General features: G+C 37.1%; 22 protein-coding genes and 1 tRNA gene. 15 read left to right on the top strand and 8 right to left on the bottom strand.

The window, feature by feature from the left end; translation table 11 throughout:
• Positions 1 to 9: 9 nt before the first annotated feature.
• Positions 10 to 468, bottom strand: a complete 459-nt coding sequence (locus BLQ05_RS05140; RefSeq protein ID WP_023576635.1) for an Lrp/AsnC family transcriptional regulator — start codon at positions 466 to 468, stop codon at positions 10 to 12.
• A 179-nt stretch (positions 469 to 647) separates the two neighbouring features.
• On the opposite strand from BLQ05_RS05140, the gene BLQ05_RS05135 reads away from it, so the two are divergent.
• From BLQ05_RS05135 to BLQ05_RS05120, 4 genes are all read left to right on the top strand, one after another.
• Entirely contained in the window at positions 648 to 1,853 is a 1,206-nt protein-coding gene (locus tag BLQ05_RS05135) for an aminotransferase class I/II-fold pyridoxal phosphate-dependent enzyme (RefSeq protein WP_023576634.1), read from the top strand.
• Positions 1,854 to 1,956: 103 nt separating this feature from the next.
• Positions 1,957 to 3,309, top strand: coding sequence for a T9SS type A sorting domain-containing protein (locus tag BLQ05_RS05130; RefSeq protein WP_023576633.1), 1,353 nt, complete (start codon positions 1,957 to 1,959; stop codon positions 3,307 to 3,309).
• Positions 3,310 to 3,477: 168 nt separating this feature from the next.
• Positions 3,478 to 5,649, top strand: coding sequence for a S9 family peptidase (locus BLQ05_RS05125; protein WP_023576632.1), 2,172 nt, complete (start codon positions 3,478 to 3,480; stop codon positions 5,647 to 5,649).
• Between the two features lie 277 nt (positions 5,650 to 5,926).
• The gene (locus tag BLQ05_RS05120; RefSeq protein WP_143000915.1) at positions 5,927 to 6,196 is read left to right on the top strand and encodes a DUF6944 family repetitive protein; all 270 of its coding nucleotides are present in this window, start codon (positions 5,927 to 5,929) and stop codon (positions 6,194 to 6,196) included.
• Positions 6,197 to 6,246: 50 nt separating this feature from the next.
• Here the strand turns inward: BLQ05_RS05120 and BLQ05_RS05115 are convergent, their stop codons facing one another.
• The gene (locus tag BLQ05_RS05115) at positions 6,247 to 7,944 is read right to left on the bottom strand and encodes an amino acid permease (protein WP_023576631.1); all 1,698 of its coding nucleotides are present in this window, start codon (positions 7,942 to 7,944) and stop codon (positions 6,247 to 6,249) included.
• A gap of 265 nt (positions 7,945 to 8,209) precedes the next feature.
• Here BLQ05_RS05115 and BLQ05_RS05110 point away from each other — a divergent pair, with 265 nt between their 5' ends.
• The 4 genes from BLQ05_RS05110 (at position 8,210) to BLQ05_RS05095 (ending at position 11,412) form a co-directional block, all read left to right on the top strand.
• A complete protein-coding gene (locus BLQ05_RS05110; protein ID WP_023576630.1) occupies positions 8,210 to 8,845 on the top strand; it encodes a peroxiredoxin in 636 nt (211 codons plus the stop codon).
• 95 nt (positions 8,846 to 8,940) lie between these two features.
• Positions 8,941 to 9,249 (top strand): thioredoxin family protein, encoded by a 309-nt coding sequence (locus BLQ05_RS05105; protein ID WP_023576629.1) that lies wholly within the window; start codon positions 8,941 to 8,943, stop codon positions 9,247 to 9,249.
• Between the two features lie 2 nt (positions 9,250 to 9,251).
• Positions 9,252 to 9,509 (top strand): DUF6952 family protein, encoded by a 258-nt coding sequence (locus BLQ05_RS05100; protein ID WP_023576628.1) that lies wholly within the window; start codon positions 9,252 to 9,254, stop codon positions 9,507 to 9,509.
• A gap of 151 nt (positions 9,510 to 9,660) precedes the next feature.
• Positions 9,661 to 11,412: a T9SS type A sorting domain-containing protein gene (locus BLQ05_RS05095; RefSeq protein ID WP_035654576.1), complete on the top strand. Its 1,752-nt coding sequence runs from the start codon at positions 9,661 to 9,663 to the stop codon at positions 11,410 to 11,412.
• Positions 11,413 to 11,462: 50 nt separating this feature from the next.
• On the opposite strand, the gene arsB is transcribed toward BLQ05_RS05095, so the two are convergent.
• The 4 genes from arsB to BLQ05_RS05075 all read right to left on the bottom strand — a co-directional run bounded on the left by arsB (position 11,463) and on the right by BLQ05_RS05075 (position 14,044).
• Positions 11,463 to 12,500: an ACR3 family arsenite efflux transporter gene (arsB, locus tag BLQ05_RS05090; RefSeq protein WP_035654575.1), complete on the bottom strand. Its 1,038-nt coding sequence runs from the start codon at positions 12,498 to 12,500 to the stop codon at positions 11,463 to 11,465.
• Positions 12,493 to 13,125, bottom strand: a complete 633-nt coding sequence (locus BLQ05_RS05085) for an arsenate-mycothiol transferase ArsC (protein ID WP_023576625.1) — start codon at positions 13,123 to 13,125, stop codon at positions 12,493 to 12,495. Before BLQ05_RS05085 ends, arsB begins: the two co-directional genes overlap by 8 nt.
• A 12-nt stretch (positions 13,126 to 13,137) precedes the next feature.
• Entirely contained in the window at positions 13,138 to 13,608 is a 471-nt protein-coding gene (locus BLQ05_RS05080; RefSeq protein ID WP_023576624.1) for a DUF6428 family protein, read from the bottom strand.
• A 112-nt stretch (positions 13,609 to 13,720) separates the two neighbouring features.
• The gene (locus BLQ05_RS05075) at positions 13,721 to 14,044 is read right to left on the bottom strand and encodes an ArsR/SmtB family transcription factor (protein ID WP_023576623.1); all 324 of its coding nucleotides are present in this window, start codon (positions 14,042 to 14,044) and stop codon (positions 13,721 to 13,723) included.
• A 117-nt stretch (positions 14,045 to 14,161) separates the two neighbouring features.
• On the opposite strand from BLQ05_RS05075, the gene tpx reads away from it, so the two are divergent.
• From tpx to BLQ05_RS05040, 7 genes are all read left to right on the top strand, one after another.
• Positions 14,162 to 14,659, top strand: a complete 498-nt coding sequence (tpx, locus tag BLQ05_RS05070) for a thiol peroxidase (RefSeq protein ID WP_023576622.1) — start codon at positions 14,162 to 14,164, stop codon at positions 14,657 to 14,659.
• On the top strand, positions 14,659 to 15,033 hold the full coding sequence (locus BLQ05_RS05065; protein WP_035654574.1) for a diacylglycerol kinase: 375 nt from the start codon (positions 14,659 to 14,661) through the stop codon (positions 15,031 to 15,033). Before tpx ends, BLQ05_RS05065 begins: the two co-directional genes overlap by 1 nt.
• A gap of 43 nt (positions 15,034 to 15,076) precedes the next feature.
• On the top strand, positions 15,077 to 17,611 hold the full coding sequence (locus BLQ05_RS05060; RefSeq protein ID WP_023576620.1) for a DNA translocase FtsK: 2,535 nt from the start codon (positions 15,077 to 15,079) through the stop codon (positions 17,609 to 17,611).
• Position 17,612: 1 nt separating this feature from the next.
• Positions 17,613 to 18,257, top strand: a complete 645-nt coding sequence (lolA1, locus tag BLQ05_RS05055) for an outer membrane lipoprotein periplasmic chaperone LolA1 (protein WP_023576619.1) — start codon at positions 17,613 to 17,615, stop codon at positions 18,255 to 18,257.
• A gap of 7 nt (positions 18,258 to 18,264) precedes the next feature.
• Positions 18,265 to 19,725 (top strand): LptF/LptG family permease, encoded by a 1,461-nt coding sequence (locus tag BLQ05_RS05050; RefSeq protein ID WP_023576618.1) that lies wholly within the window; start codon positions 18,265 to 18,267, stop codon positions 19,723 to 19,725.
• A gap of 1 nt (position 19,726) precedes the next feature.
• On the top strand, positions 19,727 to 20,866 hold the full coding sequence (gene ribB, locus BLQ05_RS05045; protein WP_023576617.1) for a 3,4-dihydroxy-2-butanone-4-phosphate synthase: 1,140 nt from the start codon (positions 19,727 to 19,729) through the stop codon (positions 20,864 to 20,866).
• A 157-nt stretch (positions 20,867 to 21,023) separates the two neighbouring features.
• A tRNA-Ser gene (locus BLQ05_RS05040) sits at positions 21,024 to 21,108 on the top strand.
• A gap of 754 nt (positions 21,109 to 21,862) precedes the next feature.
• Here BLQ05_RS05040 and BLQ05_RS05030 read toward each other — a convergent pair.
• Positions 21,863 to 23,293: a hypothetical protein gene (locus BLQ05_RS05030; protein WP_143000914.1), complete on the bottom strand. Its 1,431-nt coding sequence runs from the start codon at positions 23,291 to 23,293 to the stop codon at positions 21,863 to 21,865.
• Positions 23,294 to 23,627: 334 nt separating this feature from the next.
• Positions 23,628 to 24,578 (bottom strand): PhoH family protein, encoded by a 951-nt coding sequence (locus BLQ05_RS05025; RefSeq protein WP_023576614.1) that lies wholly within the window; start codon positions 24,576 to 24,578, stop codon positions 23,628 to 23,630.
• Positions 24,579 to 24,589 lie beyond the last annotated feature (11 nt).

Here is a 24,589-nt window from a genome sequence, read left to right as displayed (position 1 = left end):
ATTTCTGAATTAAATTTCGAAAATCGTTGTGTTTTTCACTTCGCCAATCATAAAGGTACTGTGCGTACTTCCGATGTGCTGTAATGTGGTTAATTTGGTAACCATAAATTCACGGTATTCTTCCATATCTTTTACGCAGACTTTCAGAATGTAATCGTAATCCCCACTCACGTGAAAGCACTCCAATACTTCATTAAGCTGCACCACTTCTTTCTCGAACTGGTTGATAAATTCTTTGGTGTGCTGCAGTAATTTCAGATGACAGAAAACCACAAACCCTTTGTTGATCTTATTACGGTTAACCAAAGCGACATAGTTGGAAATGATGCCTTCTTTCTCCAGTTTCTTAATCCGTTCATATACCGCCGTTACCGAAAGATTCAGTTTCATGGAAAGCTCTTTCGTGGTCTGCTTACTGTCAGTCTGCAATAATTTCAATAGTTTTTTATCGATAGCATCAAAATTCATCGGAAGATTATTTTTTGGTTTACAGGTCAAATTTAACAAAAAGAATTTATATTTAATCTTTAATAATGATTTTTTATAGTTTTATTATCTAATTATTAAACATTATGTTGATTATTTTTCCTGAATAACCTTATTTTGACTTCGATATAACTACTAACAACCTACTTAAAATTATTATTATGACAGATTTTAATCCGGCAGACAGAATTCAGGATTTACAATATTTCGGCGAATTTGGAGGCGTAAACCCTTCCATTTCAGACAGTTCTACATACACCTTCCTTTCCGCAAAAACCATGTTTGATACGTTTGAAGGCAATGCCGAAGGATGCTACCTGTATTCCCGTCATTCATCGCCGAGTAACTTATATTTAGACAAGGCTTTGGCAGCAATGGAAGGTACCGAAAGTGCTAACGTAGCCGCTTCAGGAATGGGTGCCATCACGCCTACTTTATTACAATTATGCGGAAACGGCGACCATATTGTTTCGAGTCGTACCATTTACGGAGGAACCTATGCTTTCCTTAAAAACTTCGCTCCGCGTATGGGTGTAAAAACCACTTTCGTAGACATCACAAAATTGGATGTTGTGGAAGCTGCTATTACCCCAAACACTAAGGTTTTATACTGTGAAACGGTAAGTAATCCTTTATTGGAAGTCGCGGATATCGCTTCATTGGCAAAAATCGCAAAAAAACACAACCTTAAATTGGTTGTTGATAATACTTTTTCCCCTTTATCAGTAGCTCCGGCAAAATTGGGCGCGGATATCGTAATTCACAGTTTAACGAAATACATCAACGGAAGCAGTGATACAGTTGGTGGTGTGGTTTGTGCTTCTCAGGAATTCATTAACGACCTGAAAAACGTGAACAACGGTGCCAGTATGTTGTTAGGTCCGACAATGGACAGTTTACGTTCGGCTTCTGTGATGAAAAACCTTCGTACGTTACATATTCGTATGAAACAACACAGTCATAACGCACAATATTTGGCGGAGAAATTTGAAGCGGACGGAATCAAAACGGTTTATCCGGGATTGAAATCTCACCCGAGTCATGAAATTTACAAAACCATGATTAATCCGGAATACGGTTTCGGTGGTATGATGACGATTGATGTTGGTTCTTTGGACAAAGCCAACGAATTAATGGAATTGATGCAGGAAAGAAACTTGGGTTACCTTGCTGTGAGTTTAGGGTTTTACAAAACTTTATTCAGTGCACCGGGAACGTCAACTTCTTCTGAAATTCCGCTTGACGAACAAAAAGAAATGGGACTTACTGATGGATTGATCCGTTTCTCCATCGGTTTGGATAACGATATTGAGAGAACCTACACTATGATGAAAAATTGTATGAAGGAACTTTCGATTTTAAATTAAGTTTTTTAGTTTTTTAGTTAAGAATCCGCTTTTGAGAACTCATTGGCGGATTTTTTTGTGACTTTTAATTTATCTAAAACTATATTTGCAAGAAAAGCATTTTATGAGAAAAATTCACACATTGATTATTGTAGGTTTATTGAGTTTAAGCATGAATGCACAAATAATCAATATACCTGATATTAATTTTAAAAATGCATTAATATACACTTATTGCGTTGATAATAACAATGATAGTTCTTATGAAAATGATGTAGATATTAACAATGATGGTGAAATTCAAATGAGTGAAGCCCTCATGGTTACTTCCCTTTCCGTTGATAATGAAAATATTTCAAATTTGACAGGTATTGAAGCTTTTGTTAACTTAACTAAATTAGATTGCAGCTACAATAATTTATCAACTGTTAACTTATCTGACCTTGCACAATTAACCCATTTGAATCTTTCTAATAATCAATTGACAGCAATTAACCCCACTAACATATTTGTCAATATTACAAATTTAAATATTAATAATAATTTAATAAGTTCAATAAATCTAACCCTATTTCCGAATTTAATCGTTCTAAACTGTTCACACAACTTATTGACTGATATCGATTTGCAAAATATGCAGAGTTTGTATTCGGTTGTGTGCAATAACAATTCATTAAGTTCATTGAACGTAAATAATTTAAACAATCTCAGCTATATTGATTGCTCTTATAATTCTATAATAAACTTGTCTGTTTCCAATCTTACCAACCTGATAAATTTAGTAAGTAACAATAATTCAATTTCAAATTTGAACATTATTAATTGTCCAGAATTAAGATATTTTCATATTAATAATAATTCATTGTCTTCGTTAGATCTTTCAAACTCCTTAAACTTAATTACCTTATATTGTTTTGACAATATCCTTTCTAATATTAATCTTTATAATTGCTCGAACCTTACAAATTTATACTGTGAAAACAATTATCTGACTACTTTAGATTTATCCACATGTTCTTCTTTAGAACAACTTAATTGTCATCACAATGAATTGACATACATAAATTTAAAAAACAACAAACGTGAAAGTGGTTGCAATTTTTGCAACAATCAAAATTTGAATTTTATTTGTGTTGATGACACCCCAACAGAAATTCAGCAAATCAACTTTCAGGCAACTTTATGTGGCTATAACAACATTGTCATTAATTCAAATTGCTTATTGTCTTATGAAGAATCTGCAACATTCACGGATTTTAAAGTTTACCCAAATCCAGCTGATTCAGTTTTATATATTGAAACCAAAAATAACCAAAAAATCAATTCAGTGATATTTTACAATAGTTTAGGCCAAATTGTTTTCAATGAAAAAACGGGCAACCGAGTTTTTCCCATTTCTTATCTAAAATCAGGCTATTATATTATTCAAATTGAATACGACTTTGGAATGCAAATTGAAAAGTTCATAAAGAATTAAATTTTGATTCGATACTATTCATCATATTTTTAAGTTTTACCAACGGATTTTTTGTAACAAACGAAACAAGTCTGTAACTAATTGATGTATCAAATAAATTTTGAGTTTCTTAACACATTAGGAATTCAACTTTGTATAAATTAGCCCTTTAAAATTTTAAATCACGAAATGAAAAAATTTACTTTATTCTTTCTTCTTGCCGGTTCAATGGCTTTTGCACAAAAGAACTTCACAATTGAAGAAACGGTAACCGGCGGCAGAAAATATGCTCCCACAACCCAAATGGCGCAACAATGGCGCAAAGAAACCAAATCCATTACCTACTTGAGTGCCGATTTTTCAAGCTTATTAGAGAAAAGTGCTGCAACTGCTTGGAAAGAAACCACTCTGGCTACAAAAGCGGAATTTGAAAGCGCCTTAAAAGCAAAATTCTCAAATGAGGAATTCACGGTTAGAACTTTCCCTTTTGCCATCAACTGGAAAACCGCAAACACTTTTGAAACGGAAGTTGCCGGTAAAAAGAACAATTATAAAGTAATCTACGATGTGGTTGCAAAACAAATCCTAAGTTCGGTTTCCTATGCGACCGAAGGTGCTCAGGCTAAATTTGCTTCAAACAATAATGTTGCCTGGTTGAAAGACAATAATATCAAAATTACGGATGCTTCCGGAAAAGTGATTGATGTAACCAATGATGAAAATCCGGCGATTGTAAACGGTTCGGATTATGTACACCGTCAGGAATTCGGCATCGATCGTGGCATGTGGTGGAACGAAACCGGAACACAATTGGCCTACTACAGAAAAGATGAAACCATGGTGGGCAACTACCCTATCATCAACTGGAACGAGCGTGAAGCGGTAAACAAAGACATCAAATATCCGATGGCGGGTATGAAAAGTGAAGAAGTTACGCTGGTAATTTATGATATCGCTTCAGGAAAAAAAGTTACGATTCAAACCGGAGAACCGAAAGAACAGTATTTAACGATGGTTTCTTGGGAGCCAACCGGAAAACACATCTTCATCGGTATCTTAAACCGTGAACAGAATCATTTGAAATTCAACAAATATGATGCGAAAACCGGTACTTTCGTAAAAACCTTGTTCGAAGAAAAAGCGTCGACTTGGGTAGAACCGCAACACGCACTGACATTCGTACCAAACAATCCGAATCAGTTTATTTACCAGACGGATTTCTACGGTTTCAACCAAATGTATTTGTATAACACCGACGGAAAACTATTGAAAAACCTTGGTTATAAAGATGTGGTGGTAAAAGAACTATTAGGTTTTGACGCTAAAAATACTAAAATCAATTACTTAGGAACAGCGAACAACGGTTTAGACAAGCAATTGTTTCAGGTAGATATCAAATCCGGAAAAACTGTTCAGCTAACAACGGCATCCGGAATGCATACCGCTTCCGTTTCTTCAGACGGCACCATGATTTTGGATCAGTACAGCAATGTGACTACACCAAACGAGATTTCGGTTATCAACATAAAATCGAAGAAAACGACCACTTTAGTTAAAGCCGACAATCCGTTCACCGGAAAAATCGATATGCCTAAAATGGAATTGGTTACGATAACTTCTGCTGATGGCAAAACGCCTTTAAACGGAAGAATCATTTACCCTGGTAATTTCGATGCTGCTAAAAAATATCCTGTAATGGTCTATGTTTACGGAGGTTCGCACGCACAATTGGTGAATAACCGTTGGATGGGCGGCGGAGGCTACTTCGACTATTACATGGCACAACAGGGCTACGTGGTATTTACATTGGACAATCGTGGAAGTGATTCTCGTGGAAAGCGATTCTGCGATGTAACGCACAGAAATTTAGGGGTTAATGAAATGGCCGATCAGATGAAAGGTGTCGAATTCTTAAAATCGAAAGCATTTGTGGATACCGATAAAATTGGTGTTTTCGGATGGAGTTTTGGTGGATTCATGACCACGTCGTTAATGACCAACCACAGCGATGTGTTTAAAGTAGGTGTTGCCGGAGGTCCGGTAATTGACTGGAAATATTATGAAATCATGTACGGAGAACGTTATATGGACATGCCACAGGAAAATCCGGAAGGTTATGCAAAAACATCTTTATTGGACAAAGCAAAAGATTTAAAAGGAAGATTGTTGGTAATTCACGGCGCTCAGGATCCGGTGGTAGTGCAACAACACAGCATGAACTTTATCGAAGCGTGCATTAAAGCCGGAAAACAGGTGGATTATTTCTTATATCCTAACCACGAACACAATGTGGGTGGTAAAGACCGAATTCATTTGTATGCGAAAGTGGCCGATTATTTTAATGTGCATTTGAAGAAATAGACTTCTTAAATTGTTAGACTTCTTAGATTGTTAGACTTCTTAGATTGTTAGACTTCTTAGATTTTTAGACTTCTTAGATTGTTAGACTTCTTAGATTGTTAGACTTCTTAGATTTTTAGACTTCTTAGATTTTAGAGAATTAGAAAATCCGTCTTGTGAAAACAGGGCGGATTTCTTGTTTAATGCCCACGCAGTACTAATAATTACATTTAAAATAATTTAACTGAGCTTTTGTGTTTTGAATTGCAACGTCAGAACACTTTGAGTAATGGGGCTAATGCAGACGTTAGGCAGTTCAATGCAGACGTTAGGCAAGGCGATGCAGGAGTTCGGCAGGTCAATGCAGGAGTTCAGCAGGTCAATGCAGGAGTTCGGCAGGTCAATGCAGACGTTCGGCAAGGCGATGCAGACGTTCGGCAGGACAATGCAGACGTTCAGTAAGGCAATGCAGGAGTTCGGCAAGGCGATGCAGACGTTCGGCAAGGCAATGCAGACGTTCGGCAGATCAATACAGGAGTTCGGCAAGGCGATGCAGACGTATGGCTAATCAAATAACAACAAACAAAAAATCCCGGGCTTTCACTCGGGATTCTGTATTTAATCTTCTATAGTCGATTTCAGTTTATTGAAATTCAGTTTACTGTTTTTGTATCCGTAAGCGAAATAGAACACCAAACCAATTAATAACCAAACGCCAAACCATTTCCAATTGGATACGGCCATTCCGGTTAACAGGTAACAGCAGGAAATCAATCCTAACAACGGAATTAACGAAAGGTTTTTAAGGAAGGCCACTACTGCCATTACGATACACAATATGAAGAACACTACCATGGAAATATTGGTAGCGAATTTATCTCCGGAGAAATCGAAAGTATCGGCAAAGAAGGTTGGAAAAGCGTAGTTTACAATAAAAACGGTACCTACTACAATGGCAGGGAAAATGAATTTGGAATTGATATACGGAATTCTGAATTTACCTTTTGTTGCGCGCTCTGCCAATTCCGCTTCACTTTGTGGAGATAACATTAATACGCCGCCGCAAACCAATACGAAAGCAAATAACGTTCCGATACTGGTGAAGTCCAATACGAAGTTTTCATCCGTAAAGAAAATCGGCAAACCTACCACGCAGCCAGTTACTATGGTTGCAAAGCCCGGTGTTTTGTGCTTCGGATGGATTTCTGCGAATTTCTTCGGCATCAAACCGTCACGGCTCATGGTCATCCAGATACGCGGTTGTCCCATCTGGAACACTAACATTACGCTGGTCATAGCCACTACAGCAGCAATAGAAACGATGAACAACATCCATTTCACGCCTTTTAAAGCGAAAATTTCAGCCAACGGATCACTTACGCCTAACAAATCGTATTTCACCATTCCGGTTAAAACCAAAGCTAAAATGATGTAAATCACGGTACAGATTACCAACGAATAAATCATTCCTTTCGGCAAATCGCGTTGTGGATTTTTACTTTCTTCTGCTAAAGTGGAAACCGCATCAAAACCAATATAAGCGAAGAATACGGCTGATACACCGGCCATTACACCTCCGAAACCATTCGGCATAAAAGGTGTCCAGTTATCAATATCCACATAAAAAGCACCCACCACAATTACCAATGCAATAATCACCAATTTGATGATTACCATAATGTTACTGAAGTTTTTAGACTCTTTTGTTCCTTTATATACTAAATAAGTGATCAATAAATTAATTACAACGGCGGGTAAATCGAAAATGACTCTTAAACTGCCGATCATGGGTGCGTTTTGCCAGGCATTGAAACCTTCCCCCGCTTTATTTTCAAGGAAAGCAGAATGTGCCGACTGGTAATTTATCGTTAACCATTCCGGTAAATGAAGATGAAAACTTTCCAAAAGATTGGTAAAATAACCACTCCAGGAAAATGCGATATAGATGTTTCCGATGGAATATTCCATAATTAACGCCCATCCGATTATCCAGGCAAACAATTCCCCGAAAGAAACATAAGCATAGGTATAAGCACTACCTGAAACCGGTACGCGGGAAGCGAATTCGGCATAACACATTGCCGTAAATCCACAGGCTACGGCACAAATGATATACAAAAGCGTTACTCCGGGACCACCGGAAAAACAGGCATTACCAATAGCAGAGAATGTGCCTCCACCAATGATGGCTGCAATTCCGAAAAAAGTCAAATCCCGAACCGTTAATACTTTGCTCAAACCGGAATGTTCTCCGTCTCCTCCTTGTTTTAATATGGTTGTAGTTGATTTTCTTCTGAATAAATCGGTAAAAGACATAACTATTTTTAGGTGTATAGGGTTAGTTTGTTGGCGAATAATCCTCGAAACTGCTGATTATTCCGTATTTTTTTTAGCAAAAACAAATATATAAAACCAATTGTATAAATAGCATTTTGGTTTTAAAAAATGTACAATCAGTATAACTATAAGTATTTACTATCGTAAAATAAGAAATTATAATAAAACTTAATCGCGTAGCAATTTACTTATCCTTATTTTTGCGGTGTTCAAAAAAACAATAATCTTTAAAAACAGATAAATTATGTCATTAGTAGGAAAAAAATTCCCAAACATTACCGTAGATGCGATTTCAGAAATGGGTGATAACTTAAGAATCAACGTTCTTGAAGAAGCTGTAAAAAACAATAAAAAAGTATTATTATTCTGGTATCCGAAAGACTTTACTTTCGTTTGTCCTACAGAATTACACGCGTTTCAAGCGGCTTTACCGGAATTCAATGCAAAAAACACTATCGTAATCGGTGCTTCTTGTGATACTAACGAAGTTCACTTTGCATGGTTAAATACTGCAAAAGATAATGGTGGTATCGAAGGTGTAACTTACCCTCTATTAGCGGATACTACAAGAAATCTATCTGCTGCTTTAGGAATTTTAGATGCGGAAGAAGAATTCAACGAAGAAACTGGAGATTATTTGATCGCAGGTTCAAACGTTACTTACAGAGCAACGTATTTGATTGACGAAACCGGAAAAATTTTCCACGAAAGTGTTAACGATATGCCATTAGGAAGAAATGTTGGTGAATATTTACGTTTAATCGACGCTTATACACACGTTCAGACTAAAGGTGAAGTTTGTCCTGCTAACTGGGAAAACGGAAAAGAAGCAATGACTGCTGACCGATTAAGCACTGCTGCTTACTTGAGCAAGAACTAATTTGTAAACAGATATAAATTCCAAACAACAGGATTCCGTTTACAAAAGGAGCCTGGAGTTTGGAATTTCTTTTTAATCACTAAATTATATAAGCTATGTTAATAGAATTAAACGAAGACACCCTTCAAAATATAGTTGATTCAAACGAAAAAGTTGTAGTACAATTTTCAGCCTCATGGTGCGGAAACTGTCGCATTATGAAACCGAAGTTTAAAAAACTGGCTACTGAAAAAGAAAACCTGACGTTTGTTTTGGTGGATGCAGAAAATTCTCCGGAATCAAGAAAACTGGCTAATGTTTCCAATTTGCCAACCTTTGCGACTTTCGTAAACGGAAAACTGGTAAACGAAACCCAAACCAATAAGGCAGAGGTTTTGACGGAATTGGTTAACGAAATTGCATAATTATGAAGTTACCCGTAATCAAACACCTGACACAGTTTATTGAAGAAAACGATCAGGATTATATTATAGAAACCATAGAAGTTTTGGAAGCTTTAACCGAAGTGCCTTCACTAAAAGATGAAGAACTGGATGTGATTGGCGAATTGATTTCCAACATGTATGGTGCGCTTGAAGTAAATAAGATGGTAAAAGAAGGAACCGATAAAAAAGAAGCACTTAACGCATTCATGCAGCGCGTTTTAGGTTCTATAGACAAGTAACCCCTTTTTGTCCTCAATAAAAAAACGCGCTCTTTTGTTATATAGAACGCGTTTTTTTATCATTTATAATTTATTACAGGAAAAATAGTATGCATTCATATTATTTTAACAAAATATTTATATATTAGCATACCAAATTAAATATATGCTTATGTATAAAATTACTATTAATGCTTTTATTTTATCCTTATTATTCTTCAATTCGGTAACCGCTCAGGATACGAAATCAGAATATAAACCACGTCCGAAAGAATTCGAATTGATTGGTCAAATTGGTGACAGTATTTTTACGCTGAAAACACCAATAACAGACAATATAACAAATCGGGTTTTTGAAAGTAAATTAGCTTACCCTATCATCTTCATACACGGGTTAAACTCCAGTTCGGAAACCTGGAACGTTACCACCAATTATCTGGATTCACAATACAGTTATACCTATGGCGGAAGGTTTGATTTCTGTTTAAATGCAGATGGGAATAATACCACCACTAATAAGAACTTCTATCCTACTGCCGGGGCTGATATTGCCGCATTTGAATCTGCAGTTGTGAATGGTGACTATTACTACGTAAATTTCAATGTAAAAGTTGACGGTTCCTTTAATACCGATGTTTTAAGCAACCAATCGGCGATTGCAAAACAAGGTGCTGCCGTTAAAAAAGCGGTGGAACGTGTGTTGCAATTAACCGGAAAAGACAAAGTCATTTTAGTTGGTCACAGTATGGGTGGATTGGCATCCAGAGAATACATTCAGAACACTTATAACTGGCAATCGGACAACAGACACCATGTTGCTAAATTACTAACCATAGGAACACCGCACGGAGGCAGCAATGCCAGCGACAACATATTGGCTGGATTAATTGGTACTGACGTATCTTCTGAAGCCATCAGGGATTTAAAAACAAGCTACTATTATAGTGGTGAAGCAGGCCGATTTTTATTTGGCGGAACGGAAATCCAAAACAGTTCCAACATGAATGATAACTCCTATTCTCCTGATTTTTATAATGTTGACATCAACTGTAATGGTGTGGTTGGCGAATCCATTCAGGGCTTGAACCAAAAACCAATCGATCATTTTATAGATTTTTCAACCGTTATCGGAAGAATTACCAATGCTTTTGGCGGAAACATAACTACCGATGGAGTTGTTGAAGAACCTTCCTCTAAAATGGACACTTATTTGACCGGATTAACCTATCCTACCAAAATATTTTACTTCAATTCCGGATACGATATCATCGAAAACCATACGGAGCTGCCGGGTTACTATTATCAGATCATGCAAGGTTTGGATGAGCCTAATTTTAAAGAGTTGGCTTATGAGATTGCACCTAATAAAACGTACTTGGGGTATACAACAATACAAGCACCAACCGGAGCAGATAACGATTATTATAAATTTACCGTTACAGACAATGTTACGGCAAACGTAGGCATCACTTCCATCGTAACGAGTGCCATGAATGCCACTATTTTAGACAGTACCGGAACCGCTGTTGGTGCTGCACAAAACAACTCGGGTGCCAGTCTGAATTTCACAAGATCTTTAACCCCAGGTTCCTACTTTCTAAAAGTAACCAGTACATCACCAACCAATACCAATTATCAAACACCATATAATTTTATAATTACAAGCACACTGGCAACTCCGGAAAACAGTTTAAGCGCAATGACATTCTATCCGAATCCCGTAAAAGAGGTGTTGCATTTGGATAATGTGAGTATATCCAAAGCGTCCGTTTACTCCGTTTTAGGACAACAATTGGATATGAAATCGTTTGACAGTTCGTTAACTTCAAATACCATTGACATGTCGGGATATTCTAAAGGAGTTTACCTGATTGTTTTAGAAAACGAAGGACAACAACAAACCATTAAAGTAATTAAAGAATAAATTCTTAATACTCTGAATAAAAAAGCTCTCAATAATTGAGAGCTTTTTTATTATTTATAGTATTTCTTTTTGAGCCAGAAAGCGACACGCACCAACAATATTAAAGCGGGAACTTCCACCAGCGGACCAATCACTCCTGCAAAAGCCTGACCGCTATTGATTCCGAAAACACCAATCGCAACCGCAATTGCCAATTCAAAATTATTACCGGAAGCTGTAAAAGAAAGTGCCGCCGCATCACGGTAAGTCGCTCCAATTTTCTTACTTACGAAAAACATTAGGAAGAACATGATTCCGAAAAAGATTACCAACGGAACAGCAATACGAAGTACATCCATCGGAATGTCCACAATCATTTCGCCTTTTAAACTGAACATCACCACAATCGTAAACAAAAGTGCAATTAAAGTAATGGGCGATATAAACGGAAGAAAAGTTTGATTAAACCATTTCTCGCCAATATATTTTCGAATCATGAACCTACTGATAACTGCTAATACAAAAGGAATTCCAAGGTAAATCCCAACCGTTTTGGCAATTTCCTCAATGGTAATATCGATGGACAATCCGTGAATTCCAAACAACGGAAGCATGATTTCGAGATAAAAATAAGCGTACAAACTGAAAAATAAAACCTGCAACAAACTGTTGATTCCCACCAAACCGGCGGTTAATTCACGGTTTCCTTCGGCCAATTCATTCCAAACGATTACCATCGCGATACACGGTGCCAAACCAATGATCATAAGACCTGTCATGTATTCCGGATAATCCCTTAAAAAGAAAATCGACAACAAAAACATTAAAAACGGACCAACAATCCAGGTAATAATAAAAGAGGCTATGAGCAATTTCGGTTTTTCAAACATTTGTGGGATTTTCGAAAAATCGACTTTGGTAAGAGGCGGATACATCATTAAAATCAGTCCGATAGCCAAAGGAACATTCGTCGTTCCCGATGAAAACGAATTGATAAAACCGGAAGAATCGGGAATGAAATACCCAATCCCTACGCCTATTGCCATGGCCAGAAAAATCCACAACGTTAAATACTGATCTAGAAATTTTAGTCGTTTCCTGTTAGCCATGCTTATTATTTTTTATTTGTGAAAAAACAAATTTCATTTCGGTAGCGATTTCCATGCTGCGTTCTGAATATTTTTCGGTTTGTAAATCGGTGTTGTCATATACTTTCGGGTCGTCGTAACGAATCGGGTAACGCTTTTCGGCTCCGGCAATAAACGGACAGCCTTCATCCGCCTGTGAACAGGTCATAATCGCGGCAAAACCCGATTTCGGATTGAATTCGGCATCAAAAACCTTTGAAAACCCTATTACAGGATGTTCATTATCGGCAAATTTAATACTGTAAACCGGATTGGCTTCGGTGCTCAATGTAGTAACTGAAAAACCTTGCTTCAACAATGTTTCGGCTACTTTCGGAAACATGGCAGTAGCTTCCGTTCCGCCCGAAAAACACTGCACATTCCCAATTCCGAAATGAAAAGCCATCGTTTGTGCCCAAATTTGCGACAAATGACTCCTTCTGGAATTGTGCGTACAGATGAAATTCAGCTTAACGGCCTGATTTGCGTCAATTTTGGATTGAATATAATCAATCAGCGGTTGAAGCTTTGTTTTCCTTTCGGAAGAAATTGTGTTTTCTGACAACCCCTGAATCTGATTTTCTAAATCGGTAAACAATCTGTTCATAAAATCATCTTTTTAGCAACAGCCTGAATTTGGTGTGCAACATGATGATTGTTCCTGTAAATCTTTTAAGGAAACTTTCATTTTCTCTTTCGGAATCCCGCATTGGTCCTGCGCTAAACAAGCCGTTTGTTTGGCAACCAAAAGAAAATCTTTCCCGTTAAAAGCCAAATCATACTTTCCTATGGTTTCCGCCTGAAATTCCACTTCAACTTCAAGATCTTCAATGCCCAATACTTTTTCAGATAGAGCAATGATATCATTCAGTTTCTTAGGCTTTAATCGGTGTTCAAAATCGTTGGCATCCCACAACTGGAAGTTAACGACTTTCTCATTTCGAACCGTTCCGCCGCAGTCGATGAAGTTTTTGGTAATCATGCCTACTTCGGTAACGTGAAAATGTTCCGGTACAAAGGTGCCGTTTGGCAATTGAAAATTCACAGTTTCCACTGTTTTCAATACTTCTTTAATTTCAGATAGTTTCATATGTAAAATATTTATTGTTTTTTAACGGTCATATGGTATCGCTTTCCTTTTATTGGTGTTTGCTTACGCAAACTTCTGGTTAATAGCGATTTCATAATACTGATATTTTAAATTAACAACATTTTGATTTCAATTCGTTTGATATACCTGAAAAATAGTTTTCCAGTTTTTTCATGGTTTCCGGGTTTAAGCAATAACAGATTGCCGTACCCTCAATGTTTCCTTTTATGATTCCAACGTTCTTCAATTCTTTTAAATGTTGGGAAACGGTTGGTTGTGCTAAGGGCAATTCGTTTACGATATCACCGCAAATGCACGAATCTACCTTTAAGAGATATTCGATTATAGCCACTCTTGCCGGATGCGAAATGGCTTTGAATAACGAAGCCAATTCGTTTTGTTGTTCCGAAAAGAATTCCGATTTAGATGCTCCCATTTTATTTATTTTTATATTGCAATATTACGATAAACAAATTAAACAAAAAAGGAATTTGTCAAAAAATTAAATTCAAATAAATTCCTTACTTTTGAAGCTCTCAAAAAAACGACAAAAATGGCACAGATAAAATTAAAAGGAAACCCGGTAAATACTACTGGAACTTTACCGCAAGTAGGCTCACAGGCATCGGATTTCACATTGGTAAAAACCGATTTATCCACAGTTTCTTTAACCGATTTCAAAGGAAGTAAACTGGTTTTAAATATTTTTCCGAGTATTGATACGAGTACGTGTGCCACTTCGGTTCGCAAATTCAATGAAACAGCAAGTAATTTAACAAACACGAAAGTACTTTGTATTTCCCGTGATTTACCATTTGCACAAACGCGTTTTTGTGGCGCCGAAGGTTTGGACAATGTTGTTAACCTTTCGGATTTTAAAGACGGATCTTTCGGAAACACTTACGGACTAACCATTACTGACGGACCGCTTGCCGGATTACATTCCCGTGTGGTAATCGTATTGGACGAAAACGGTGTGGTGAAACATACGGAACAAGTTGATGATATCGTAGACGAACCAAATTACGAAAAAGCTTTAGCTGCACTTTAATGGAAGTAAATAAAGACACTACCTTTTTTACGGGACGACTTAAAAGTGTAGGTTTTGCCGTTAAAGGAGCCGTAAAACTGATTACCACCGAACATAGTGTTATGGTGCAGTCAGCGATTGCCGTTTTAATGATAATTGCCGGATTTTATTATACTATTTCCCCAACGGAATGGATGTTTCAAATACTGGCTTTCGGCTTGGTATTAAGTATCGAAGGATTAAATACGGCTGTTGAAAAAATTGCCGATTTCATTCATCCCGATTATCATGAACGTATTGGTTTTATTAAAGACATTGCCGCGGGAGCCGTTTTTTTTGCCGCTTTGTCTGCCATCGCAATCGGATTAATTATATATTTACCAAGAATAATCTAATTTAGAACCGATTATCAATTTTTACCAAATTTTAGTATTCTAAATGGCGAAGACATCAAAAAAAGAAACTACTGAAACAAAAACTAACGACGACACTCCAAAAAAAGGTTGGAAGTTAAATCGCAGAAACAAAGTCCTTCTTGGGGCTTTGCTTGTTTTATTTTCTGTGGCACTACTGCTCTCCTTTGTTTCTTACTATATCTACGGTGATTACGACCAAAGTGCGCTTACGTCCTTTGCCGACAGAAGTGAGAAAACCTATAACTGGCTGGGTAAATTCGGGGCCTATTTGTCTGATTTCTTTTTGTATAAAGGATTCGGAGCAGCTTCGTTTCTGTTCGTTCGTCTTTTCTTTTTAGCCGGAGCTTATCTATTGGTGGACATTACTTTGGCAAAACTGAAAGGCTCCCTTTTCTGGGATATGTTTGCCATGGTAATCATTTCGATCCTTTTGGGTTTTTTCTGGGATTATGTTCCGCAGTTGGGTGGCGTGATTGGTTATGAAATGAACCTTTTTGCTCAGGATTATATTGGTAAAATAGGAACCTTTCTGGTATTGCTTTTCGGAATCATCGTTTATCTTATTTTGAAAATTAAGGTGTCTACCGAAGGTATTAAAAACTTCTTTGAAAGCAGAAGCAAGTCTTTCAATGAAGAATTAAATGAAGGTAATCAAGTTGCTGAAAATATTACAGTTACACCTGAAGCACTAATCAATGATATTATTGTAGATGAAGAAATCGTAAACTCAAATCCGAGTCTGGATTTCAATGATGCGGAAGACGACGAAATCCTTTCAAACATAGAATTAAAAACCGCTCCTTCCTCTTTTGAAATCAACAAGGAAGCGTTAAAACCAACCATCAGCAATCCGTCGGAAATCAGTCTGAAACCGGTTCCTCCGGTGGCCGTTCCTCATATTATTGAGCCGGTAACGCCGATTGTTTCCGAAGCTCCGAAATCAGAAATTATTCAAACCAGCGACGACAGTTTCACCATTGAAAAAATTGAAGAAGAAGCTACGGTTGAAGAAAATTTAGCGGCACGATTAGTTCAGGATTTCGGGGAATTCGACCCAACCTTAGAATTGTCCAATTATCAGTTTCCGTCGATTGAACTTTTAAAAGAATATTCGTCAGGCGGAATTACCATTAATCAGGCCGAACTGGAAGAAAACAAAAACCGAATTGTAGACACGTTGAAAAACTACAACATCGGAATTTCACAAATCAAAGCGACTGTTGGTCCAACGGTTACCTTATACGAAATTGTTCCTGAAGCCGGAATCCGTATTTCAAAAATCAAAAACCTAGAAGATGATATTGCCTTGTCCTTAGCGGCATTGGGAATCCGTATCATCGCCCCTATTCCGGGGAAAGGAACCATCGGTATTGAAGTGCCGAACAACAATCCGACTATGGTTTCCATGAAAAGCGTAATTGCTTCTCCGAAATTCCAGTCGGCCGAAATGGAATTACCGATTGCATTAGGAAAAACGATTTCCAATGAAACTTTCGTAGTCGATTTAGCCAAAATGCCACACCTATTGATGGCCGGAGCTACCGGACAAGGAAAATCGGTGGGATTGAATGCCGTGCTGACTTCCCTTCTTTATAAAAAACATCCGGCCGAAGTGAAATTCGTTTTGGTGGATCCGAAAAAAGTGGAATTGACGCTTTTCAATAAAATCGAAAGACATTATCTGGCCAAATTACCGGATGACGGGGATGCCATTATTACCGACAACACCAAAGTAATCCACACCTTAAACTCGCTTTGTATCGAAATGGACAACCGTTACTCGTTATTGAAAGATGCGATGGTGCGTAACATTAAGGAATACAACGAGAAATTCAAACAAAGAAAATTAAATCCGGAAAACGGTCACCGATTTTTACCGTACATCGTATTGGTTGTCGATGAGTTTGCCGATTTGATTATGACTGCAGGTAAAGAAGTGGAAACTCCTATCGCCCGTTTGGCGCAGTTGGCCCGTGCCATCGGAATTCACCTGATTATCGCCACGCAACGTCCTTCGGTAAACGTAATTACCGGTATGATTAAGGCGAATTTCCCTGCGCGAATCGCTTTCCGAGTGACTTCAAAAATCGATTCCAGAACCATTTTGGATACCGGAGGCGCCGATCAGTTAATCGGACGTGGAGATTTATTATATACACAAGGTAATGACATTGTTCGTGTACAATGTGCCTTTGTAGATACCCCTGAGGTAGAAAAAATAACCGAATATATTGGTTCTCAAAAAGCCTATCCGAATGCTTATTTGCTTCCGGAGTACGTTGGCGAAGAAAGTGGCATAAGTCTTGATATAGATATCTCCGAAAGAGATTCCATGTTCAGAGATGCTGCTGAAATTATTGTTACAGCACAACAGGGTTCTGCTTCGTTACTGCAACGCAAACTGAAACTGGGCTACAACCGCGCCGGTCGATTAATCGATCAGTTGGAAGCTGCGGGAATTGTTGGTCCGTTTGAAGGCAGTAAAGCACGAAGCGTGAACATTCCTGATTTGGTCGCTCTGGAACATTTTTTCGCAAACGAACAAAACAACATGTAAAATGAGACACTTAGTTTATATATTTTCGATTTTATTTTTCGGATTTACCGCATCGGCTCAAAATTCACAAAAAGCAAAAGAATTATTGGATCAGGTTTCCGCTAAGGTGAAAAGCTATGATAATGTTGTGATTAACTTCAGTTACTCGCTTCAGAATTTAAGACAGAACATCAATCAGGACAGTAAAGGAAATGTTACCATCAAAGGAAATCAGTACGTTTTGAACTTTATGGGTGTGACTAAGATTTTCGACGGAAAGAAGAATTATACCATTGTTCCTGAAGACGAAGAAATTACGGTTTCAAAACATGACGACAATGATTCCGATGCCCTGACACCGGCTAAAATGCTTACTTTTTTCAATTCCGGCTTTAAGTACGCTTGGGATATTCCGCAAAATATCAAAGGCCGACAAATTCAGTATGTAAAACTGACCCCGTTAAATGCAAAAGATAACCGAAAAGAAATTTTGTTAGGCATTGATGCTCAGACCAAAAACATCTATAATTTGATTGAAACCGGCAAAAACGGGTCGAAAACCACGATCACTGTTAATTCTTTTAAAACAAATCAGCCTATTTCGAAAAATCATTTTACCTTTACCCAGAGTAAATACCCCAATTACTACATCAACAATTTAGACTAGATTTCGGGTGAAAATTTTAGATCGCTATATTCTTAAATCCTTTCTGATTACATTTACTTCGGTATTTGTAATCCTTTTTTTTATATTCGTTTTACAGGGTATCTGGTTGTTCATATCAGAACTTGCCGGTAAGAATCTGGATTTTATGGTGATTATCAAATTTTTGGTATTCTACTCCCCTAAGATTGTTCCACTGGTTTTACCGCTTTCCATTTTATTGGCGTCCATCATGACATTTGGAAGCTTCGCTGAGAATTACGAATTTGCCGCCATGAAATCGGCCGGAATTTCGCTGGGAAGAGCCATGAAAGCCCTAACCGTTTTTATATTCCTATTGAGCTTTGCCGCTTTCTTCTTTGCCAATAATGTAATTCCGAAAGCCGAATATAAATTCATCAATCTCCGTAAAGACATTCTCCAAACCAAACCCGCTATGGCCATTGCCGAAGGGCAGTTCAATACCATTGGAAATTCCAACATCAAAGTGGATAAAAAATCCGGGGAAAACGGTGAGTTATTGGAAGGTGTTACCATGCACGTTAAATCCAATCAGGGATTCGGAAACAAAACCGTAATTAAAGCCAAAAGTGGCGAACTTAAAAGCGAAGAAGGCTCTAATATCCTGAAACTCGATTTAATTGACGGGTATTACTACGAAGACATTTACCCGAAAAAATACGAGGAGCAGCACAAAATGCCTTTTGCTAAAGCCAATTTTAAAAAATACCGAATCAATATTGATCTTACCAATTTAAATAAAAGCGAGCAAGCCGGCGAAATTGTAAACACCAATACAATGCTTAATGTAAACGAATTGAATTTTACTATTGATTCGCTTCAGACAAGTTTCAACAAAGATGTCGTGTCGTTCACTGAAAATATTTCACAGGGGATTGAATTTGGCTTAAAACCGAAACCCGTAAACAATCCCGGAAAATTCAAAAGTGCCGAAGACATCTTGGCTTCACTTACAATTGAAGAAAAAAACAGGGTTTATGAAAGTGCGTTAAACAATATTTCCAGCACCGATTTCTCCATTCAAACCAATAAAAACGATTTGTTTGAAAAACAGAAAAACATCAACAAACACTGGATTGCATTACATGAGAAATTTGTAGTGGCTTTTTCCTGCTTACTGATGTTTTTCATTGGAGCTCCACTGGGAGCCATCATTCGAAAAGGCGGATTAGGACTGCCAATTGTATTTGCCGTTTTAATTTTCATCACCTTCCATTTCATCAATACCTTCGGTAAAAAAGTAGCACAGGAAAACGGAATGCCTCCTTTTTTAGGGACTTGGTTATCGTCATTTATATTGACCCCTCTTGCGGTTTCATTGACTTACCGGGCCACGAACGATATCGGCGTGATGGTGAATTTCGATTGGATAACGGAACCATTCCAAAAACTGGTAAATAAAATATTCAACAATAACAACGAAGCTGAAATCAACGATAACGACAACTAAAATGCTAACTACAGAAGACATAAAACTCAACACCATTGAGGAAGCTATAGAAGACATCCGTCAGGGAAAAGTGATTATAGTGGTAGATGATGAAGACCGTGAAAATGAAGGTGATTTTTTGGCTGCAGCCGATAAGGTAACCCCGGAGATGATCAATTTTATGGCAACTTACGGAAAGGGACTTATTTGTACGCCTTTAACCGAAAAACGCTGTAAAGAACTGGATTTGCACGCGATGGTTGGAAACAACACCGACCCGATGCAAACCGCATTTACCGTTTCTGTGGATTTAAGAGGTAATGGCGTAACTACTGGTATTTCCGCCGCAGACAGAGCCAAAACCGTGGAAGCTTTAGTTGACCCGAATACAAAACCTTTTGAGTTAGGTCGTCCCGGACATATTTTCCCGCTAATTGCCAAAGAAGGCGGCGTTTTACGACGTACCGGCCATACGGAAGCGGCGATTGATTTTGCCCGATTGGCAGGATTTCGTCCCGCCGGTGTGATTTGTGAAATCATGAACGATGACGGAACCATGGCCCGCTTACCGCAATTGGTGGAAGTAGCTAAAAAACTCGATTTGAAACTGGTTTCCATTGAAGATTTGGTAGCCTACCGCATGCAGCACGACAGTTTGATCCACAAAAAAGAGGATTTTGAAATTCAGACCCGTTTTGGTGAATTTAGATTACGCGCCTATTTACAGATTACCAACAAACAGGTGCACATCGCATTAACCAAAGGTAGCTGGAGTGCCGGAGAACCAATTTTAACGAGAATCAATTCGACACACATCAATAACGACATTTTAGGTACGCTTACAAACAATGATGCCGACAAAAAGTTAGACGATATGTTTAAACGCATCAATGAAGAAGGCAAAGGCGCCATTTTATTCATAAACCACCAAACACAATCTTCTGATTTATTGAATCGTTTGTCGGAATTAAAAGAATTACAGGAAAAAGGCATTCACAAAGCACCACAAATTAAAATCGACATCAAAGATTTCGGAATCGGCGCACAGATTTTACACGATTTGGACATTTCAAAAATCAGATTGTTATCCAATTCCGAGCAGACAAAACGTGTAGGAATGATTGGATACGGACTTGAAATCACGGAATACGTAGGATTCTAATGAAATCTTTCATTTTTTTTATTTTGTAAAATAAACGAAATGAAAGAGTTAAAAAAAGATTGGATTTTATTTCTTCTTTTTATCCGAAAAAGGTTTGCAGAAATAAAAAAACCGTCTATATTTGCACTCGCAATACGGAAGTAATGCGATATTTACTGGAGAAATGGCAGAGTGGTCGATTGCGGCAGTCTTGAAAACTGTTGACTGTAACAGGTCCGGGGGTTCGAATCCCTCTTTCTCCGCAAAGAAAAACCGATTAGGAAACTAATCGGTTTTTTTGTTTTTATAGTGCAATCTAAATCACTCCAAATGTTTGAAAGTACTCCTAATTAGAAATAAATTTCAAAAGGATTCAAGACCTAATACCATAGTCTATAGCTCATCTATACCAAACGATTAATTTAAAACTCATTATTCATAAACATCACAATAGATTCTTACAAACAGAAAAATTTTTTTGAGGTCAATTGTAGGCGGGTCAATTGTATGCATCCGCCTAATTTTAAACACATGAATATAAAAGAAAGATTTGGGATAAAAGTTAAGCAACTAAGAGAACAAAAGGGTTTTTCAACAGAGCATTTATCCAATGTTTCCAATGTGGACAGAAACTATATCTCCGATATAGAAAAAGTAAAAAAAACTAGTTTAAATTTAAATCTATAAATTTATTTGATATTGAATTCGTCTATTTTAATTCTCTTCTAATTCATTAATTGTTAAAAAACATATGACGATCCTTTTTCATTTAAACTAACAAAACAAAATCTAAACCTATCGCCAAAAATTTTACCGAATTTAAATTCATTTTCAGTAGCTCCGAAAAAAAACTTTTGGGTTTTCTGGTAAATATTTTTTAGTAGTTTGTAATTCAATCAGAAATATAACCTTGTTAACATAGACTATTTTGTCTGACTTACTGGGTTATAAGCGCTAAACCTATAAGCCCTCTTTTAGATTAACATAATCCAATCTTTTTATTTTTGAACAACCGGATTATTTAAGATTGAAAACATTAAATGAAACTCCAAAGTAGAATCCAAAATCATAGACATTTTTTGTGAAGCTATTTACATCATTCAATGTTGTGCTATCGCCAACTTGTAACCCGTTTGTGAGTTTTCTTACTGGACCAAATGCCAGGCCTCCTGAAAGCGCTAAGCGACTTTTGTTGCCTAAAATTAAGGAAGGGCCAAATAAATAATTAATGCCGCTAATTCCTTCAGCAATAGGAATAGAAACACCAAAGCTTCCCCCTAAATTAAAGTTTTCAGAGATTACGGGATAAAAATTAATTAAGGTGCTTAGATTCGGAGTAAAATAATCATTTTTTTCTGAACCGATTATACCATTTTCGTCAATAAAATAATCATATGATTTTGATTTAAAATTATTTAGTGTCAATGCAATACTGGTGTTTATTTTAAATCCTCCTTTTGAGAATAATTTAACGTGACGGGTTTTTATAGTGGTGGTGCTTACATCGTCGTCTAATTCATTAGCAAATTCACTTTGTACAAACTTTAATTCTAAATTTACTTTATCTGCCGTTATTTCATAATCATAGGTTTGTTCAAAGGAAGACGCTTCCAGTGATGTATAAAGCGCTTCAATCTTATTCAGATTTTCTGTCGTCCAATTCGATGATTCTTCTAATTTAACTAATAAGCTTTCTAAATAGGAATAGGTTGTATTTTGTCCTCTTAATTCGCCTAAAGAAAGGGTGCTTTTTTCATTATCGGACTTTATGGCTAATTCGTTTTTTAATTCATTAACATTAAAAACAATACTATTGGAATCCTCATTAACTATTTTTTTTAAACTTGATATGTAAACATGAAAGTTCTCATTTGGATCTGCAATTCGGATATCTGTCTGAATAGCCGCTACTTTTCTAATGTTATTAAGAATGGTTGCCTTGTCTAAATTGGGATTGGTTAAATTGGCTAATAGCGTTCTTTTGAGCGCATCAACATTAGAAGACAAGGCATTAAGTTGTGAAAATTTATTTTCAATTGCAGTGCTTCTTGAAGTGGTTTCGCCAAAAATCTCTTTGTTAACATATTGATCGTCAATGTTATCGGGTAATTTGGTAACATTAAGTTTTAAGTTGCCATCAGTCATAGAGGAAATTCCTCCTAAGAGATTAGAAAAATTATAGCCGCCTGAACCTGTAGCATGAATTTCTTCCTCTTGAATATCAGTTTTAATGTTTATTGCAAAAGGGTTTACATTGAGCAACTTGATTTCAATTAAACTGTTTCTTTTAAATCTTGGATTATTTAAAGTGTCAATAACCTCATACGATTTGTCTAATTTGAAATATTCAAAGTTATCGGTTTTATAATCGTATTGAATTCTGTATTTCTCTTGCGCCATTAAAAAAGTGGTACAAAATAAAAGAGTGGTGGTTAGAAGTAGCCTCATTTTTGTTTTCAATTGTATACTCAAATTTAAGATAAATATTAACAATTTCTTTCATAATATGTTGCAAATTTTGTGTTAATATTTTGCATGGATAGCTTAATTACAAATCATTTTAAACACTCTTGTAACACTTTCTGGAATAATTACATCACAAATTTCCCGAACAAAACCAATCAAAAACCACAACCTAAACCAAAAGTCCTAAATCGATACATTTACCCTAAAATGACCTAAATTAAGAATCCGCATTACTCAGCAAAAAACAACTTAATTTTATAAAAAGAACAGCCCTTGTAAAAATTCACAAGGGCTGTTCTTTTGTATTAAACAATAATTAATCGTGGTTTTCAATACTCTTATACGCATCAATAACCTTTTTCACCAATCTATGACGTACGATGTCTTTATCATCCAGATAAATGATTCCGATGCCTTCGATGTCCTTTAAAACCAAAATCGCTTCTTTCAGTCCCGAAATCGTTCGGCGCGGTAAATCCACCTGACCCGGGTCGCCGGTAATGATGAATTTGGCATTTTTTCCCATACGCGTTAAAAACATTTTCATCTGCGAATGGGTCGTGTTTTGTGCTTCATCCAGAATTACGAAAGCGTTGTCCAATGTTCGTCCGCGCATGAATGCCAGGGGCGCAATCTGAATAATTCCTTTCAGAATATAATCTTCCAGTGTTTGCGGTGGCAGCATATCGCGCAACGCATCGTATAACGGTTGCATGTACGGATCCAGTTTCTCCTTCATGTCTCCGGGAAGGAACCCTAAATTCTCGCCCGCTTCTACAGCCGGACGCGTTAAAATGATTCGTTTTACCTGTTTCTCTTTTAAAGCTTTCACCGCCAAGGCTACTCCGGTATAGGTTTTTCCTGTTCCCGCCGGTCCTACGGCAAATACCATGTCGTTTTTATGCACATAATCAACCAGTTTCTGTTGATTGGGCGTCATGGCCTTAATTAACTTCCCTCCGATTCCGTGTACCAAAATCTTGTCATGATCCGCCATGCGGTGTTCGTCCTGACTGTTGGTTTGCACAATCCGCTCAATCACATTATCGTCAATGGAATTGTAACGTGTAAAATGGGTAATCAATCGATTAAAGCGTACTTCAAACTCGTCCAAAATTTCCTTTTCTCCGTAGGCTTTCACCAGCGTGCCCCGGGCTACGATTTTTAATTTCGGGTATAATTTTTTAATTACTTCAAGATGAGAATCTTGAGCACCCCAAAATTCTTTCGGAGTGATGTCTGTCAATTCGATGGTTCTTTCGTTCAAAAGCAGCAAGA

It is taken from the genome of Flavobacterium saliperosum (assembly GCF_900100625.1).
Classification (GTDB): Bacteria; Bacteroidota; Bacteroidia; order Flavobacteriales; family Flavobacteriaceae; genus Flavobacterium; species Flavobacterium saliperosum.
Note: the sequence above shows the minus strand (reverse complement) of the source record. Positions and strands in the feature narration are given on the sequence as shown.